The sequence below is a fragment of the Buttiauxella sp. 3AFRM03 genome (assembly GCF_003675305.1).
Classification (GTDB): domain Bacteria; phylum Pseudomonadota; class Gammaproteobacteria; order Enterobacterales; family Enterobacteriaceae; genus Buttiauxella; species Buttiauxella ferragutiae.
The window spans coordinates 3,561,548-3,575,359 of the sequence record NZ_CP033076.1; the positions used below are offsets into that span (position 1 = coordinate 3,561,548).

A 13,812-nucleotide genomic window follows, 5' to 3' on the forward strand; every position below is an offset into this window, starting at 1 on the left:
GCTGAATTAGAGATCGGCACTCTATCTTTTTATCTATAATTTTGGAGTTTAAAATGTCTCTAAGCGTTGAAGCTAAAGCTAAAATCGTTTCTGAGTTTGGTCGTGGTACTAACGACAGCGGTTCTACCGAAGTTCAGGTTGCACTGCTGACTGCACAGATTAACCACCTGCAAGGTCACTTTGCAGAACACAAAAAAGATCACCACAGCCGTCGTGGTCTGCTGCGTATGGTTTCTCAGCGTCGTAAACTGCTCGACTACCTGAAGCGTAAAGATGTAGCACGTTACACCAGCCTGATCGAGCGTCTGGGTCTGCGTCGCTAAGTCTTGCGAGTTTCAGAAAAAGGGGCCTTTTAAGGCCCCTTTTTTCAACCATATGGCAGCAATTCTATGGAAACTAATGTATTGTTGCAGGGTGTGATCTTTATTGCAGAGGTTCGCGCGGCTAATGAGAGGCTTTATCCGCAGGGGCGGGTCAGGGTTGTCATTAGTCGCGAGGATGCGATTTAGATCGGGTTAAACGAAGCAAGTGCAATCACCTGCCTCCAAAGATTATTAAGGATATTATTTTGCTAAATCCGATTGTCCGTAAATTCCAATACGGTCAACATACGGTCACTTTAGAGACCGGTATGATGGCTCGCCAGGCTACCGCTGCAGTAATGGTAAGCATGGACGACACTGCTGTATTCGTGACTGTTGTTGGTCAGAAAAAAGCGAAAGCAGGTCAAGACTTCTTCCCACTGACTGTTAACTATCAGGAGCGTACTTACGCTGCTGGCCGTATCCCAGGCAGCTTCTTCCGTCGTGAAGGCCGCCCAAGTGAAGGCGAAACACTGATTGCGCGTCTGATTGACCGCCCAGTGCGTCCGCTGTTCCCGGAAGGCTTCGTTAACGAAGTACAGGTTATCGCAACCGTCGTTTCCGTGAACCCGCAAGTTCACCCTGACATCGTTGCAATGATCGGTGCTTCTGCCGCTCTGAGCCTGTCTGGTATTCCATTCAATGGTCCAATTGGTTCTGCTCGCGTGGGCTACATCAATGACCAGTACGTGCTGAACCCAACTGCTGACGAACTGAAAACCAGCAAGCTGGATCTGGTTGTTGCCGGTACCGAAGGCGCTGTGCTGATGGTTGAGTCCGAAGCTGAACTGCTGAGCGAAGACCAGATGCTGGGCGCGGTAGTCTTTGGCCACGAACAACAGCAGGTTGTTATCCAGAACATCAACTCTCTGGTTGCTGAAGCTGGCAAACCACGTTGGGACTGGCAGCCTGAAGCTGCTAACGAAGCGCTGAATGCGCGCGTTGCGGCACTTGCTGAATCCCGCCTGAGCGATGCTTACCGTATTACTGATAAGCAAGAGCGTTACGCACAAGTCGACGTTATCAAATCTGACGTTATCGCTGCACTGTCAGCTGAAGACGATTCAATTGATGCTGGCGAAGTTAGCGACATTCTGCACGCTATCGAGAAAAATGTTGTTCGTAGCCGTATTCTGGCTGGTGAACTGCGTATCGATGGTCGCGAAAAAGACATGATCCGTGGTCTGGATGTGCGTACTGGCGTTCTGCCACGTACTCACGGTTCTGCACTGTTCACCCGTGGTGAAACTCAGGCGCTGGTTACAGCAACTCTGGGTACTGCTCGTGATGCACAGAACCTGGATGAGTTGATGGGCGAACGTACCGACAACTTCCTGTTCCACTATAACTTCCCTCCGTACTCCGTAGGCGAAACCGGCATGGTCGGTTCACCGAAGCGTCGTGAGATTGGTCACGGTCGTCTGGCTAAGCGTGGCGTACTGGCTGTTATGCCAGAAGCTGACCGCTTCCCGTACACTGTGCGTGTAGTGTCTGAAATTACCGAATCTAACGGTTCTTCTTCCATGGCTTCCGTATGTGGTGCTTCTCTGGCACTGATGGATGCAGGTGTGCCAATCAAGGCCGCTGTAGCCGGTATTGCGATGGGTCTGGTTAAAGAAGGCGAGAACTTTGTGGTTCTGTCTGACATTCTGGGTGACGAAGACCACCTGGGTGACATGGACTTTAAAGTTGCTGGTAGCCGTGAAGGTATCTCTGCGCTGCAGATGGATATCAAAATTGAAGGTATCACCCGCGAAATCATGCAGGTGGCTCTGAACCAGGCTAAAGGTGCGCGTCTGCATATCCTTGGCGTAATGGAGCAAGCTATCAATGCACCGCGTGGCGACATCTCTGAGTTCGCTCCACGTATTCACACTATCAAAATCAACCCAGACAAGATCAAAGATGTGATCGGTAAGGGTGGTTCTGTGATTCGTGCGCTGACCGAAGAAACCGGTACTACTATTGAAATCGAAGATGACGGTACAGTGAAAATCGCTGCGACCGATGGCGATAAAGCGAAATTCGCAATTCGTCGTATCGAAGAGATCACTGCTGAAATCGAAGTAGGTCGTATCTACAACGGTAAAGTCACTCGTATCGTAGACTTCGGTGCATTTGTTGCGATTGGCGGCGGTAAAGAAGGTCTGGTACACATTTCTCAAATCGCTGACAAGCGTGTAGAGAAAGTGACTGACTACCTGCAAATGGGTCAAGAAGTTCCAGTTAAAGTACTGGAAGTTGATCGCCAGGGCCGTGTACGTCTGAGCATCAAAGAAGCAACTGAGCAGTCTCCAGCGGAAAACGCTGCACCTGCTGCACCAGAAGCTGAGTAAGCGATACCGATAAAGCTCTCCATGGCGACATGGAGAGCTATTTATTACGGGGCAGGGAGTCTCGTTTTAGAGCCGGTGGACAGGACGTCATCCATTAGTTGTCTTCGGGAGTGGGAAATGAAGCCTTTTTTGCGCTGGTGTTTCGTTGCGACAGCTATCACGCTGGCAGGATGCAGCAACTCTGCCTGGCGTAAAAGTGAAGTCCTGGCGGTACCATTGCAGCCGACTTTGCAGCAAGAAGTCATTCTTGCACGCATGGAACAGATACTTGCCAGCCGGGCTTTAACCGATGATGAACGCGCACAGCTTTTATATGAGCGCGGAGTGTTGTATGATAGCCTCGGCTTGCGGGCTCTGGCGCGAAATGATTTTTCACAAGCGTTGGCAATCCGCCCCGATATGCCTGAAGTATTCAATTACTTAGGCATATATTTAACGCAGGCAGGCAATTTTGATGCTGCCTATGAAGCGTTTGATTCTGTACTTGAGCTTGATCCAACTTACAACTACGCGCATTTAAATCGCGGTATCGCCCTCTACTACGGTGGTCGTTATCGTTTAGCGCAAGATGATCTGCTGGCGTTTTATCAAGACGATCCCAATGATCCTTTCCGTAGTCTGTGGCTCTACCTTGCTGAAAGCAATTTAGATGCAAAGCAGGCTAAAGTGGCGTTACAACAGCGCCTCGATAAATCGGATAAAGAGCAATGGGGATGGAACATTGTCGAGTTCTACCTGGGGAACATTAACGAAGCAACGTTAATGGAACGCCTCAAGGCGGACGCAACGGATAACACCTCGCTCGCTGAGCATCTCAGTGAAACCAACTTCTATTTAGGTAAGTACTACCTAAGTCTGGGGGAAAAGGACAGCGCCACGGCACTGTTCAAGTTAGCGGTCGCTAACAACGTACACAACTACGTTGAGCATCGTTATGCATTGTTGGAATTAGCGCTCTTGGGCCAGGAGCAAGATGACCTGGCAGAATCGGACCAGCAATAGCTGACGAACATCGATCAGCCCATAAACTTTTTTATTAAAGTCATCACCTTAACGGGTGAGGGCGTTTTTGTTCGTTAATCAACCAAATTTGAGCCGGTTCACACTTTTCAATGAAAATTGCAGGTCAATTTCACGATGAGTTATGTAGACTGGCCGCCATCTACGAGGCACGTGTACTACATGACTGACATCATCGAGACTACTACTATCGAAACTACTTTTTCTGATCTGGGTCTTAACGACTCCATCCTTAAAGCCCTGAACGATCTGGGTTACGAAAAACCATCTCCAATCCAGGCAGAGTGTATTCCACAGCTGCTGGCTGGCCGCGATGTACTGGGTATGGCCCAGACGGGTAGCGGCAAAACTGCAGCGTTCTCTTTACCGCTGCTGCACAACCTTGATCCAGAGCTGAAAGCACCACAAATCCTGGTGCTGGCACCGACCCGCGAACTGGCGGTTCAGGTTGCTGAAGCCATGACGGACTTCTCTAAACATATGCACGGCGTAAACGTGGTAGCCCTTTACGGTGGCCAGCGTTATGACGTGCAGCTGCGCGCCCTGCGTCAGGGACCACAAATTGTTGTTGGTACCCCAGGTCGTCTGCTTGACCACTTAAAACGCGGTACGCTGAATCTGTCCAACCTGAAAGGTCTGGTACTGGACGAAGCTGATGAAATGTTGCGTATGGGCTTCATCGAAGACGTTGAAACCATCATGGCGCAGATCCCAGAAGGTCATCAGACCGCTCTGTTCTCTGCAACTATGCCAGAAGCGATTCGTCGTATTACTCGTCGCTTCATGAAAGATCCGCAGGAAGTTCGCATTCAATCTAGCGTAACGACTCGCCCGGACATCAGCCAGAGCTACTGGACTGTCCACGGTATGCGTAAAAATGAAGCGCTGGTTCGCTTCCTGGAATCTGAAGATTTTGATGCGGCGATCATTTTCGTACGTACCAAAAACGCGACTCTGGAAGTGGCTGAAGCACTGGAACAAAGCGGCTATAACAGCGCAGCACTGAACGGTGACATGAACCAGGCACTGCGTGAGCAAACCCTGGAGCGTCTGAAAGACGGTCGTCTGGACATCCTGATTGCAACCGACGTTGCGGCTCGTGGCCTGGACGTTGAGCGTATCAGCCTGGTTGTTAACTATGACATCCCGATGGACTCAGAGTCTTACGTTCACCGTATCGGCCGTACCGGTCGTGCAGGTCGTGCTGGCCGTGCGCTGCTGTTCGTTGAGAACCGCGAGCGTCGTCTGCTGCGCAACATCGAACGCACCATGAAGCTGACTATTCCTGAAGTTGAACTGCCAAACCGTGAACTGCTGAGCGAGCGTCGCCTGGCTAAGTTTGCCGCTAAAGTTCAGCAGCAACTGGAAAGCAGCGATCTGGATCTGTACCGTGGCCTGCTGGCGAAAATCCAACCTTCTGCTGAATCAGAAGAAGCGCTGGATATGGAAACACTGGCTGCAGCACTGCTGAAAATGGCACAGGGCGAACGTCCTCTGATCCTGCCACCAGATGCACCGATGCGTCCACGTCGTGAATTCCGTGAGCGTGATGAGCGTTTCGAACGTTCAGACCGTGCTCCACGTGGTGACCGTGGTGATCGTGCACCACGCGGTGATCGTCCAGAGCGTTCAGATCGTCCACAGCGTGATGGCGATGCACCACGTCGTGAACGTCGTGACGTTGGCGATATGGAACTGTATCGCATCGAAGTTGGCCGTGATGATGGTGTTGAAGTTCGTCATATCGTTGGCGCTATCGCTAACGAAGGCGATATCAGCAGCCGTTACATTGGTAACATCAAGCTGTTCGGTACCCACTCAACCATCGAGCTGCCAAAAGGCATGCCAGGTGAGATCCTGCAGCACTTTACCCGTACTCGTATTCTGAACAAACCAATGAATATGCAGTTGATGGGTGATGCACAGCCACGTACTGACCGTGGCGGCGAACGTCGTGGCGGCGGTGCTGGTGCAGGCGCAGGCCGTAGCTTCGGTGGTGGTGGTGAGCGTCGTGAAGGCGGTCGTGGTCCACGTCGTGACGGTCCAGGTGCTGGCGCACCACGTAGCTTCAGCGGCGAACGTCGCGAGGGCGGTCGTGGCCCACGTCGTGAAGACGGTGCAGCTCCTGCTCGTCGTCGTACCACAGAAGCATAATTGACAGAAGTTTATGCCTGCTGTTAATCAGCAGGCAGTGATAAAAATCCTGGTTAATGCAACCGGGATTTTTTTTATCCAAATTGTACTCATGTACTGGTACAATGTTGCGCAGTAAACCTGTCGCTTCGACAGCCGTTCAATGTTTCAGGAATTCGTATGGCAACCTTATCGACCACCCAGGTATCGCCGTCTATTTTCGGCGGAGTCATGATTATTGGCGGCACCATTATTGGTGCCGGAATGTTTTCCCTGCCGGTGGTTATGTCAGGCGCGTGGTTTTTCTGGTCTTTAGCGGCACTGATTGTGACGTGGTTTTGTATGTTGCACTCTGGTTTGATGATTCTGGAAGCGAACCTGAATTACCGTGTGGGTTCAAGTTTTGACACCGTCACCAAAGACTTACTGGGCAAAGGCTGGAATCTGATTAACGGTCTGTCCATCGCATTTGTGCTGTATATCCTGACCTACGCCTATATCTCGGCAAGCGGCTCAGTGATTCATCACACGCTGGGAAAAATGTCCGTCGATTTCCCCGCGAGATTTGCCGGGCTAATCTTTGCCCTGGTAGTGGCGTTTATTGTCTGGTTGAGTACGCGCGCAGTTAGCCGCATGACGACGATTGTGCTCGGTGCCAAAATCCTGACCTTTTTTATGACGTTTGGCGGCCTGATGTGGCATGTCGAACCCGCAACACTTCTTGATAGCAAAGCAGTCAACCCAAGCTATTTACCGTATCTGTTTATGACGCTGCCATTTTGCCTCGCCTCATTTGGTTACCACGGCAATGTACCGAGCCTGATGAAGTATTACGGTAAAGATCCCCAAACCATCAAGCGTTGCCTGGTCTGGGGAACACTGATGGCGCTGGGTCTATACGTCATTTGGTTGATAGGCAGTATGGGAAATATTCCGCGCAACGACTTTATCGCCATTGCAGATAAAGGCGGGAATATTGATGTGTTGGTCGGCGCGTTGAGTGGCGTACTGAACAGCCGCGCACTGGATTTATTGCTGATTGTGTTCTCCAATTTCGCCGTTGCCAGTTCGTTCCTGGGCGTGACGTTGGGTTTATTCGATTATCTGGCCGATTTATTTAAGTTCGATGACTCACCTGTTGGTCGCCTGAAAACCGCGTTGGTGACATTTATTCCGCCAATGTTGGGGGATTTATCTGGCCTGACGGGTTTATCTACGCGATTGGTTTTGCGGGGCTGGCAGCCACTATCTGGGCAGCAATCGTTCCGGCGCTGTTGGCTAAAGCTTCACGTAAGAAATTCGGCAGCCCAATTTATCGGGTATGGGGCGGGAACAAAATGATCGTGCTGGTTCTTGTCTTTGGCGTAACTAACGCCGCGATTCATATTCTTTCAAGTTTCGATCTACTGCCGGTTTACCATTGAATTCTCGATCTTCACCCTCTTCCTGAGGGCGAGGGGATTGATTGGTTTCTCCCTCTCCCTTTGGGCTGTCTCTTAGTCACATCTTTGTGAGACGGGAGGCAGTTCCGTTCACCCGATGTTCAGTATTTCATATAGCCACTGAACTGGTGAACGTCTTAGGATGACCACCGTCGTCACCCTAAGAACCCGGACTCCCGGCAAATAAATCGCCGCAAGCGGTAAACCTCCATTTTGCCTCCGTGTCAGGGTCGGTTGCGATTCGTTCCCGACGATCGCGCCCTCCAGCCGTTCCCGACGGCTGGACCCTGCCACCAGGAGTCAAAATGGAGGCGATTTAAGCCGGACCTGAAAGTCAAAGTCAAAGTCAAAAGACAGAGCGGTTTTGACCTTGTTGCCGGCTTCAATCGCACCGTTTTTCGCCCTTCAGTCGGGGTCACGTGGCCGGGAGCCACGTGAGAGAGCGATCGTCTGGAACGAATCGCGAACGACCCCGAATGTTGGGTGAAAAACGGTGTTTACCGCTTTAGCGGCGATTGATTTGCCGGGCGCCTGGATTATCAAGGGGTTGGCGTTAACCCCTTGATACGTTCACCGTTTTCGGGAATTAAAGAGATAACAGAACGCACAGGTGAACGGAAAATCAACGAGGCTTACAGGTCTCACCCTGACAAAATGCCCGGGTGAGTTGTGTATAAGAGACAGCCCTTTGGGAGAGGGCCGGGGTGAGGGGAAGGTTAGTCCGTCAGGCTCTCATGCACATCCATTGCCAAATCAAATGAATGTAACCGCGCTTCAGTATCAAAAATCTGGCCGTTGACCATAATCTCATCGGCCTGGGTTTCCCGCAGTAACGAAATCAGCCCATGACGCACCTTCGCTTTATCGCCTACCAGCGACATGCTCAACGCTTGCTGCACGCCATACTTCTCGGCAGGGCTCCAGAAGTTATCCATATTTTCAATCGGTGGCGGTAGTTGACCAGTCTCACCGCGACGTAATTTAACGAAAGCCTGCTGCATAGAGGTAAACAGGAATTCGGCATCGCGGTTACTGTCGGCGGCGACGATATTAATACATACCATCGCATACGGTTTTTCAAGACGAGCAGAGGGTTTGAACTGGGCGCGATAAAGTTGCAGAGCCTGGAACAACATATCTGGCGCAAAGTGCGAAGCAAAGGCAAATGGCAGCCCAAGTTGTGCCGCGAGTTGTGCGCTGTACAAGCTGGAGCCTAACAACCAGACCGGAACTTTAGCGTTGTAACCCGGAACCGGGCGCACCGCTGGATTGGGATCGGTTGCATCAAACCAGGAGACCAACTCACTGACATCGCGCGGGAAGTTATCGATATCACCACTCATATGGCGGCGCAGCGCCATCATGGTTCGTTGATCGCTACCAGGTGCGCGGCCTAAACCCAAGTCAATACGCCCAGGATAAAGAGTTTCCAGCGTACCAAATTGTTCGGCAATCACTAAAGGTGAATGGTTCGGCAGCATCACGCCACCGGAACCCAGGCGCAAAGTCTCAGTATTCGCCGCCAGATAACCAATCAGTACCGACGTTGCCGCACTGGCAATCCCAGTCATATTGTGGTGTTCAGCCAGCCAGTAGCGGTGATAGCCACGTTTTTCGGCCAGGCGCGCTAAATCCAGAGAACGATGAAATGCATCACGAGGCTCGGAGCCTTGTGGAATAGGGGCTAGATCGAGTAAAGAGAACGGGACTTTTGTGATGTCAGGCATAACGGCTCACTTTGTTTGGGTACTACGTTTGCTGATAATCTCTTCAGTATTGCTGAAAATCATCAACATTTAAGTAACAAAGTGAGCCTTTTCTCAGCTCTGAGTGACTAACTCTAAGCCTGCGACGCGCCGCCAGTAGCCATTACAATCGCTTTGCTGTGCCAGAGTTAAAGGCGCATTGCCGTTCTCATTTTTTCGGAATGCTTCCAGCACGCGCAGGGTATCCATGCCCATTGGCGATAAACGCACCATGTCGACCAGGCCTTTCATTGATGCCAGTTCATTACCGAGGTTGTAAACATAACCGCTCATGGTTTGAATGCCGTTAAGCACAAACACTTGCTGATTTTCCTGTGAAAGCATGTTGCGCCCGACAGGATATTTAATGCAGCAGGTTTCGCATTCATCTTTCGGTTTGTCTTCTGAACGAGCGGTAAAACAACGGGCAGAGTAGGCCAGTGGCAAGTGCCCGTAACTGAGGACTTCAACTTCAAACTTGTTGCGGATGCCCAACTCATCGCACTGAATCAACATGTTTTTCAGCCAATCTCGCGACAGCTCAACGGGCATACACCAGCGAACCATGCCTTGTTTGAGCAGCAAGCGCAGCGTCACTGCGTTGTAACAGTTAAGCGCATGCCCGGCGACAAATGGCAGCTTGCGTTCTGCCGCCATGTTCACGGCACCAAGGTCATTGGCTTCAATCAGGAACTCGCCATTCTCAACATAGCGTTTTAGCTCGTTCAACTCAGACGGAGCTTGAACCAGTGCCAAAGTAGAGAGCACCACTTGCTTGCCCTGGCTTGCCAGGCTTTTCGCCATATCCAGCCATTCACCCGTCTTGGTAGCACGACGTTTGCTGCATACCGACTCACCAAGATAAATAGTTTCAGCACTGCTTTTTGCCGCAGCCTGGTAAAACTTTTCCAGCGTCTCTTTTGGCCAATAATACAACACTGGCCCTAATGAATATTTCATGGGATTTCCTACTGCCATTTACGGTGATAGGCACCGAGAGTGGTTTGTGTGCCTTCGGCCATCGCCCCTAATGCTTCCATCCATGCCGGTTGTGCACGGTAATTTTCAGGATCGGCCATGCAGCGGTCGATTGCCTGACGCCACACTTTAGCGACCTGGCTGACATATGCCGGGCTACGTTGGCGACCTTCGATTTTCACGGATGCAATATTTGCGGCGAGTAATTCAGGCAGCAGCTCAAGCGTGTTCAGGCTGGTTGGCTCTTCTAGCGCGTGATATTTCTGGTCATCAACCAGATAGCGCCCTTTACAAAGCGTCGGGTAACCGGCGTTTTCGCCATCCTGGTAACGGTCAATCAGCACATCATTGAGGCGTGATTCCAGACCTTGTGGCGTTTGTTGCCAACGAACAAAGCGCGCAGGAGAGCATGCGCCCACCGTATTTGGCGACTCGCCAGTCAGATAAGAAGAAAGATAACAGCGACCTTCCGCCATGATGCACAGGCTACCGAAAGCGAAAACCTCCAGTGGCACCGGTGTCACGCGGGCTAACTGTTTTACCTGATGAATGGATAACACACGCGGCAGAACGACACGAGCCACGTCGAAATGACGATGATAAAAACGAATCGCTTCTTCGTTGGTGGCGGAAGCTTGTACTGAAACATGGCGTTCGATATGCGGATAACGCTCAGCCGCGTATTCAAGCATAGCGAGGTCAGCCAAAATGAGGGCATCGGCTCCGAGTTGCGCTGCCATATCCACTGCTCGTTGCCAGCGCACGTAGCCGTCAGGGTGCGCGAACGTATTGATAGCGATATGGAGCTTACGGCGATGTTGATGCACGTAACTTACCGCTTCTTGCAGTTTCTTCTCCGTGAAATTCAGTCCAGCAAAATGGCGTGCGTTGGTATCATCTTTAAGACCAATGTAAACCGCGTCGGCACCATTATCGATGGCCGCTTTCAACGCCGGTAAGTTTCCGGCTGGGCAAAGCAACTCCATAATTTATCCTGAATCATCGGGAAACCTCAGAGGTGACCCGTGCAGCCCAAGGCAAGGGCCGCAAAATTGTTAACGAACTGGGATTTTAGTTAACCCGACAGCGACAAATTTTGATTTAAGGCAGCTAATGGCGTATTGATCGCTTATTGATGTGACCTATAAGTCGTCTTGATAACCCGCGTAATTGTTGATTTGCACCGCTACGGAGAATAGTTGGTGTGGCAAAATAGCGGATAAATTTCTCAAGGAGTAAAGCTCGTGTTGGATAAATTGCGTTCACGCCTGGTCCATCTTGGCCCGTCACTGTTAAGAACACCGGTTAAACTCACGCCCTTTGCTCTAAAGCGCCAGGTGCTAGAGCAGGTACTTGGCTGGCAGTTTCGTCAGGCGATGGAAGAGGGTGAGCTAGAATTTCTTGAGGGACGCTGGTTAAGTATTGAAGTACGCGACCTCGATCTGAAGTGGTTTACTTCGGTACAAGATAATAAACTGGTAGTGCGTGAAGATGCCCCAGCAGATGTCAGCTTCAGTGCAACCGCCAACGATCTGTTGATGATCGCAGCCCGCAAGCAAGATCCAGATACCTTGTTTTTCCAGCGCCGTTTGGTCATTGAAGGCGACACTGAACTTGGGCTATATGTTAAAAACCTAATGGATGCCATTGAGCTGGATGCGATGCCTAAACCATTACGCATGCTGCTGCTACAACTGGCTGATTTTGTCGAAGCAGGTATGAAATATCAGTCTGCTCCAGAAAGTAACTCGGTAGGTGAGCCATGCTAATTCGTGTAGAAATACCCATTGATGCTCCGGGCATCGACGCCTTACTTCGCCGTTCTTTTAAAGGTGATGGTGAAGCCGATTTGGTCAAAGATTTACGAGAAGACGGCCTGCTAACGCTTGGCGTTGTTGCCACTGATGACGAAGGTCAGGTTGTGGGTTACGCCGCTTTCAGTCCTGTCGCCGTAGAAGGTGAAGAGCTGCAATGGGTGGGGCTTGCGCCGCTTGCCGTTGATGAAGCTTACCGTGGGCAGGGCCTGGCGAAGCAACTGGTTTACGAAGGACTGGATTCGCTCAATGAGTTTGGTTACGCAGCCGTTGTGACTTTAGGTGAGCCGGAACTCTACAGCCGCTTTGGTTTTGTTCCTGCCGCTCAATACGGCTTACGCTGTGCCTGGCCAGACACCGAAGCTTATTTCCTGATCCATCCGTTAGCTGACGATGCGCTGACTGGTGTTTCAGGACTGGTGGAATACCACGAGCATTTCAACCGGGAGTTTTAATTTCCGGAGTCTTTTGAAGATCTGCCAGCAGGTCTTCAAAAGGCAGTATCCCCTTTACCAACATCTCTTTGCTCGCTTTCGGTAGTTGTTTGATGCGATATTCCAGGCGTAACGCACTGGAACGATCGCCCACCAAATGGCTGAATGCCAGTGTAAGTTCGCCTTTCCCGCGCAGCGCTTTCGCACCTTTCCCTGTTTGATGCTGTGAGAAACGGCGCTCCACATTAGTGGTAATGCCCGTATATAAACGGTTATCGAGAGTGCGGACTAAATAGAGATACCAGGGAGACATAGGTCAGGCGCATAATTGACATTTCCCGCAGAATATCACTCTTCAGGTTGCACATGGAAACTCTCAATGCCATCAGTCGTTGGCTGAACAAACAGCATGTACTGACTTACTGCGCAGGTAGTCACGGCGATTTATGGTGCGCGAATGCGTTCTACCTCTTTGATGAACAACGGGTGGCTTTTTATCTGCTCAGTGAATCCCATACCCGTCACGGTGAGTTAATTGGCCAGCAGGCCCATGTCGCCGGAACCGTCAATGGACAGCCGAAAACTGTCGCATTAATTCGTGGTGTGCAGTTCCGAGGTGAAATCAAATTAGTAGAAGAAGGCGAAGTGGACAGTATCCGCAGCCGTTACTGTAAGCGCTTCCCGGTTGCCCGAATGATGTCTGCACCGGTATGGGAACTTCGGCTTGATGAAATAAAAATGACCGACAACACGCTCGGTTTTGGAAAAAAACTACACTGGCTGCGGGATGAAACTAAGCTTGGTGAATAAGCGAAAGGAGAACTTATGAGCCGGGTTTTGCTAACAGGGGCCACAGGTCTCATTGGTGGACATCTATTACGCATGTTGATCAATGCGCCGCAAGTCAGCCACATCATTGCGGCGACAAGGCGTCCCTTGCCTGCGATGAACAACGTCACCAATCCCTACGATCCTCAGTTGAGTGACGCACTCACACAATTAACCGAGCCGCTTGATACGGTCTTTTGTTGTCTCGGTACCACTATGAAAGAAGCGGGTAGCAAAGAGGCTTTTGTATTAGCGGATTACACGCTGGTGGTGGATACCGCGATAACCGGCTTGCGTCTGGGGGCAAAACATATGCTGGTGGTCAGCGCTATCGGTGCAAACAGCAAATCACCGTTCTTCTACAACCGGGTGAAAGGGGAAATGGAAGAGGCGCTTATCGCGCAGAACTGGCCACGTTTAACCATTGCTCGCCCGTCTATGCTGCTTGGGCATCGTGAATCACAACGCTTTAATGAATCGCTGTTGGCGCCGTTGTTTAAAATCATGCCGGGGAAATGGAAATCCATTGAAGCGCGGGATGTGGCAAAGACGATGTTGCGAGAAGCGCTGGCTCCCTCTCGCGAAGGCGTGAACATTCTGGATTCACATGACCTCAGATTGCTGGCAAAGGGTGATTAACGTGTTTTTGTAGGGTGGATAAGCGTTTTAGCGTCATCCACCATTTGCATCAGTGGTGCCGGATGACGCTGCGCTTATCCG

The 13,812-nt window shown here is 51.0% G+C and carries 13 protein-coding genes and 1 pseudogene; 10 read left to right on the plus strand and 4 right to left on the minus strand.

Annotation, left to right across the window (positions count from 1 at the left end):
- Positions 1–53: 53 nt before the first annotated feature.
- The 6 genes and pseudogenes from rpsO (at position 54) to mtr (ending at position 7,275) form a co-directional block, all read left to right on the plus strand.
- Positions 54–323 carry a 30S ribosomal protein S15 gene (gene rpsO / locus D8682_RS18180; protein ID WP_002434239.1) on the plus strand — a complete coding sequence of 90 codons (270 nt, stop codon included), beginning with the start codon at positions 54–56 and terminating at the stop codon, positions 321–323.
- A 245-nt stretch (positions 324–568) separates the two neighbouring features.
- Positions 569–2,698: a polyribonucleotide nucleotidyltransferase gene (gene pnp, locus D8682_RS18185; RefSeq protein ID WP_162303026.1), complete on the plus strand. Its 2,130-nt coding sequence runs from the start codon at positions 569–571 to the stop codon at positions 2,696–2,698.
- A 117-nt stretch (positions 2,699–2,815) separates the two neighbouring features.
- Complete coding sequence (gene nlpI, locus D8682_RS18190; protein ID WP_064543163.1) at positions 2,816–3,700, plus strand: lipoprotein NlpI; 885 nt, start codon at positions 2,816–2,818, stop codon at positions 3,698–3,700.
- A 110-nt stretch (positions 3,701–3,810) separates the two neighbouring features.
- Positions 3,811–3,888: a protein YrbN gene (yrbN, locus tag D8682_RS18195; protein ID WP_110510645.1), complete on the plus strand. Its 78-nt coding sequence runs from the start codon at positions 3,811–3,813 to the stop codon at positions 3,886–3,888.
- The gene (locus tag D8682_RS18200) at positions 3,881–5,872 is read left to right on the plus strand and encodes a DEAD/DEAH family ATP-dependent RNA helicase (protein ID WP_064543165.1); all 1,992 of its coding nucleotides are present in this window, start codon (positions 3,881–3,883) and stop codon (positions 5,870–5,872) included. The genes yrbN and D8682_RS18200 overlap by 8 nt, the downstream gene beginning before the upstream one ends.
- Before the next feature lie 159 nt (positions 5,873–6,031).
- Positions 6,032–7,275, plus strand: a pseudogene (gene mtr / locus D8682_RS18205) (tryptophan permease).
- Positions 7,276–8,009: 734 nt separating this feature from the next.
- Here the strand turns inward: mtr and D8682_RS18210 are convergent.
- The 3 genes from D8682_RS18210 to D8682_RS18220 form a co-directional block, all read right to left on the minus strand.
- Positions 8,010–9,020 carry a luciferase-like monooxygenase gene (locus tag D8682_RS18210; protein ID WP_121814818.1) on the minus strand — a complete coding sequence of 337 codons (1,011 nt, stop codon included), beginning with the start codon at positions 9,018–9,020 and terminating at the stop codon, positions 8,010–8,012.
- 93 nt (positions 9,021–9,113) lie between these two features.
- Positions 9,114–9,998: a U32 family peptidase gene (locus tag D8682_RS18215; protein ID WP_121814819.1), complete on the minus strand. Its 885-nt coding sequence runs from the start codon at positions 9,996–9,998 to the stop codon at positions 9,114–9,116.
- 8 nt (positions 9,999–10,006) lie between these two features.
- Positions 10,007–11,002 (minus strand): peptidase U32 family protein, encoded by a 996-nt coding sequence (locus D8682_RS18220; protein ID WP_064543176.1) that lies wholly within the window; start codon positions 11,000–11,002, stop codon positions 10,007–10,009.
- Between the two features lie 258 nt (positions 11,003–11,260).
- On the opposite strand from D8682_RS18220, the gene D8682_RS18225 reads away from it, so the two are divergent.
- Positions 11,261–11,785 carry an SCP2 domain-containing protein gene (locus D8682_RS18225; RefSeq protein WP_064543178.1) on the plus strand — a complete coding sequence of 175 codons (525 nt, stop codon included), beginning with the start codon at positions 11,261–11,263 and terminating at the stop codon, positions 11,783–11,785.
- Complete coding sequence (locus tag D8682_RS18230) at positions 11,779–12,285, plus strand: GNAT family N-acetyltransferase (protein WP_064543180.1); 507 nt, start codon at positions 11,779–11,781, stop codon at positions 12,283–12,285. The genes D8682_RS18225 and D8682_RS18230 overlap by 7 nt, the downstream gene beginning before the upstream one ends.
- On the opposite strand, the gene D8682_RS18235 is transcribed toward D8682_RS18230, so the two are convergent.
- Positions 12,269–12,577: a GIY-YIG nuclease family protein gene (locus D8682_RS18235; RefSeq protein ID WP_064543182.1), complete on the minus strand. Its 309-nt coding sequence runs from the start codon at positions 12,575–12,577 to the stop codon at positions 12,269–12,271. The genes D8682_RS18230 and D8682_RS18235 overlap by 17 nt on opposite strands.
- Before the next feature lie 53 nt (positions 12,578–12,630).
- On the opposite strand from D8682_RS18235, the gene D8682_RS18240 reads away from it, so the two are divergent.
- Positions 12,631–13,074, plus strand: coding sequence for a YhbP family protein (locus D8682_RS18240; RefSeq protein ID WP_121814820.1), 444 nt, complete (start codon positions 12,631–12,633; stop codon positions 13,072–13,074).
- A 15-nt stretch (positions 13,075–13,089) separates the two neighbouring features.
- The gene (locus D8682_RS18245) at positions 13,090–13,731 is read left to right on the plus strand and encodes an NAD(P)H-binding protein (RefSeq protein ID WP_121814821.1); all 642 of its coding nucleotides are present in this window, start codon (positions 13,090–13,092) and stop codon (positions 13,729–13,731) included.
- The last annotated feature ends 81 nt before the right edge of the window (positions 13,732–13,812 follow it).

Coding starts and splice junctions, on each gene's coding strand:
- D8682_RS18200 (WP_064543165.1), top strand. CDS start 3,881: ATGACTGACATCATCGAGACTACTACTATCGAAACTACTTTTTCTGAT.
- D8682_RS18220 (WP_064543176.1), bottom strand. CDS start 11,002: ATGGAGTTGCTTTGCCCAGCCGGAAACTTACCGGCGTTGAAAGCGGCC.
- yrbN (WP_110510645.1), top strand. CDS start 3,811: ATGAAAATTGCAGGTCAATTTCACGATGAGTTATGTAGACTGGCCGCC.
- D8682_RS18210 (WP_121814818.1), bottom strand. CDS start 9,020: ATGCCTGACATCACAAAAGTCCCGTTCTCTTTACTCGATCTAGCCCCT.
- nlpI (WP_064543163.1), top strand. CDS start 2,816: ATGAAGCCTTTTTTGCGCTGGTGTTTCGTTGCGACAGCTATCACGCTG.
- D8682_RS18235 (WP_064543182.1), bottom strand. CDS start 12,577: ATGTCTCCCTGGTATCTCTATTTAGTCCGCACTCTCGATAACCGTTTA.
- D8682_RS18240 (WP_121814820.1), top strand. CDS start 12,631: ATGGAAACTCTCAATGCCATCAGTCGTTGGCTGAACAAACAGCATGTA.
- D8682_RS18215 (WP_121814819.1), bottom strand. CDS start 9,998: ATGAAATATTCATTAGGGCCAGTGTTGTATTATTGGCCAAAAGAGACG.
- D8682_RS18230 (WP_064543180.1), top strand. CDS start 11,779: ATGCTAATTCGTGTAGAAATACCCATTGATGCTCCGGGCATCGACGCC.
- rpsO (WP_002434239.1), top strand. CDS start 54: ATGTCTCTAAGCGTTGAAGCTAAAGCTAAAATCGTTTCTGAGTTTGGT.
- D8682_RS18245 (WP_121814821.1), top strand. CDS start 13,090: ATGAGCCGGGTTTTGCTAACAGGGGCCACAGGTCTCATTGGTGGACAT.